A 2,763-nucleotide genomic window follows, 5' to 3' on the forward strand; every position below is an offset into this window, starting at 1 on the left:
GGTCGTGCTGGGGGCCGGAGCGGCGGCGGCGGCCGTCTTCTTCGACCACCGCAAGCTGGCCGGCGCCGCGCCTTTCCTCTACGCCGCCGTCCTCGTACTCCTCGTGGTCGTGCTGTTGATTCCCGTCGCCGGAGGGGCGGCCCGGCGCTGGCTCACCCTGGGGCCGGTGAACCTCCAGCCCGCGGAGCTGGCGAAGCTGGCCTTCATCCTCGCCGGCGCGGCCTACCTGGCCCGGCGGGAGGAGAGGCCGGGGTTCAAGCGGGTACTCTCGTTGACCCTGCTGGCGCTGGTTCCCACGGCAATGGTAGCCGTGCAGCCCGACCTCGGCACGGCCTTCGTCTTCATCCCGCTGACCCTGACGCTCCTCTACTGGGGCGGGGTGCCGGGTTGGAAGCTGTTGCTCCTGTTGGCGCCCCTGGCGGCGGCCCTCGCGGCCTTCACCGAGGTGCCCGACTGGCTCGCCCGCGCGGTGGACCCCGGTCTCCTGAGCTCGCCGCTGGGGGCGGTCTTCCGGCCGTGGTGGTGGCTGGGGATGGGCGCGTTGGTTACGGCCTGGCTCATCGGCCGGCGCAGGAAGGAGCCGTACTTCGGCTTTTTGCTCCTGGCGACCGGGGCGGCGAGCGTCATCCTCCCCCTGGGCTGGAACCTCCTGAAGGTCTACCAAAAGCAGCGGGTGCTGATGTTCCTCGACCCCACCGCCGACCCCAAGGGGGCGGGGTACAATCTCATCCAGAGCCGGATCGCCGTGGGCTCCGGCGGCGTCTGGGGCAAGGGCTTCGGTCAGGGGACCCAGGGGCAGCTCGCCTTCCTGCCCGAGCGCCACACCGACTTCGCCTTCAGCGTCTGGGCCGAGGAATGGGGGCTGGTCGGCAGCCTGGTGGTGATTCTGCTGTTCGCGCTCCTTCTGGGTCGGATGCTCCGGGCGGCGGGGCGTGCCTCCGACCGCTTCAGCTCCATGGTGGTTTACGGGGCGACGGTGATGCTCGCCTTCCACGCCGTCTTCAACGTCGGGATGTGCCTGGGCCTCTTCCCGGTGGCCGGGCTGCCGCTGCCGTTCTTGAGCTACGGGGGGAGCTTCGCCCTGGTCTCGTGGCTGGCGGTGGGCCTGGCGGCGGGGGTGGAGCGCCGGACCCGGTCGTCCGTTTTTTAGGAGAAAGATGAACCGATTCGTCGCCGTCGTCGCCGGTCTGGACACCTCGGGTGGGGCGGGGCTGGCCGCCGACCTGCGCACCGCCTCGGCGCTCCGCATCCCCTGCGCCGCGGTCCTCACCGCCGTGGCCGTCCAGGATGCCGAGGGAGTCCACGCCGTATTCCCGACGCCGGAGGGGGCCTTCACCGCCCAGCTCCGGGCCGTCCCCTGGAAGAAAACCGGCGCCTGCAAGCTGGGGATGGTCTACCTTCCGGAACTGCTGGACCTGTTCCTCGACGCGCTGCCGGATGGGATTCCCCTGGTGGTGGACCCGCTGCTCGGGGCCACGGCGGGAGGGTCGCTGGCCGCGCCGGGCCTGGAGGAGGCGCTGGCGGCCGGGGCCTTCCCCCGGGCGACGCTCGTGACCCTCAACCGCGACGAGGTCCGCCGGTTCTCGGGGGAGGATTTCACCGATCTCGCCACGGCACGGGGGCTGGCGCCCCGGCTGGCGGAGAGGCTCGGGACGTCGGTGCTGTTGAAAGGCGGTCACCTGAGAGGAACGCCCGTGGACGTCCTGGCGGTAGGTGGCTGTCTGTATGAATTCTCCGGCCGGCGGGCGAAGGTCTCGCCCCGGGGGACCGGCTGCACGCTCTCCACGGCGGTGGCGGCGTATCTGGCCGTGGGGGATGAGCTGCCGGCGGCGGTGGGGCTGGCCCGGGAGCTGGTGAACCGGGCGGTGGCGGCGGCCTATCCCGGGCCGGCGGGACCCGTCCTGGCGCCGTAAGTGTCGGTCGGACCGGCGACGACCATACCCTCCCCGGAAGTTGGAAAAAATGGATAATTTGACCCGACTTTAAGGAGCGACCGTGCAACTCTCCGACTTTCCCGAGCTCAACGACGGCTTCACCGGGTTTTACAAACGGGTGTTCGCCGACGGCGCCCTGGACCGGAAAACCAAGGAGATGCCGGCCGTGGCCTTCGCCTACGGAAACGGCTGCATCCCCTGCGTCAAGACCCACGAGGCCAAGGCCCGACGCCTCGGCCTGACCGACGCCCTGTACCGCGAGCTCGTCGCCGTCTGCGAGGTCATCGCCGCCGGGGGAGTGCGCGAGCGGTTCGTCGAGAGCGCGGGCTAACGCGGGCCGTATCATCGAATTAGCATAATAGAATAAACCGGGAAACGCCGCCCTTGACCGACCGCTACCGCTGTGCTAGGCTCACCGACGGACGTTAAAATTTTCGACCGCGAGGAGGACGCATGGCTTCCGAGTTCATCGTGACCGGCACCGACGACAATTTCGCCGCCGAGGTGGAAAAGCATTCGGGCGTGGCGATGGTTGATTTCTGGGCCACGTGGTGTGGCCCCTGCCTGGCCATCGCGCCCGCCGTCGAGGAGATAGCCGAGGAGTACCAGGGCAAGCTCAAGGTCGTCAAGGTCAACGTGGACGAGAACCCCAACGTGGCCGCCAAGTTCGGCATCCGCGGCATCCCCACCCTCCTCTTCTTCAAGGGCGGCGAGGTGGTCCGCCAGGTGGTCGGGGCCCAGCCCAAGAAAAAACTGGTCAAGACCGTGGACGAGGTGCTCTAGGCCGTCCCTCTCCCCCCCAGGGAGAAGCTCGCCTACGGGTTGGGGT

General features: G+C 69.3%; 4 protein-coding genes. All 4 read left to right on the forward strand.

Annotated features, from left to right (window positions below):
* The coding region (gene rodA, locus NTW26_01685) for a rod shape-determining protein RodA (protein ID MCX7020984.1) at positions 1-1,150 on the forward strand (1,150 nt) is incomplete at its 5' end.
* A 7-nt stretch (positions 1,151-1,157) separates the two neighbouring features.
* Positions 1,158-1,913 (forward strand): hydroxymethylpyrimidine/phosphomethylpyrimidine kinase, encoded by a 756-nt coding sequence (locus tag NTW26_01690; protein ID MCX7020985.1) that lies wholly within the window; start codon positions 1,158-1,160, stop codon positions 1,911-1,913.
* Positions 1,914-1,995: 82 nt separating this feature from the next.
* On the forward strand, positions 1,996-2,265 hold the full coding sequence (locus NTW26_01695) for a carboxymuconolactone decarboxylase family protein (GenBank protein ID MCX7020986.1): 270 nt from the start codon (positions 1,996-1,998) through the stop codon (positions 2,263-2,265).
* Between the two features lie 122 nt (positions 2,266-2,387).
* A complete protein-coding gene (trxA, locus tag NTW26_01700) occupies positions 2,388-2,717 on the forward strand; it encodes a thioredoxin (GenBank protein MCX7020987.1) in 330 nt (109 codons plus the stop codon).
* Positions 2,718-2,763 lie beyond the last annotated feature (46 nt).

The sequence above is a fragment of the bacterium genome, assembly GCA_026398675.1.
Lineage (GTDB): Bacteria > RBG-13-66-14 > RBG-13-66-14 > RBG-13-66-14 > RBG-13-66-14 > RBG-13-66-14.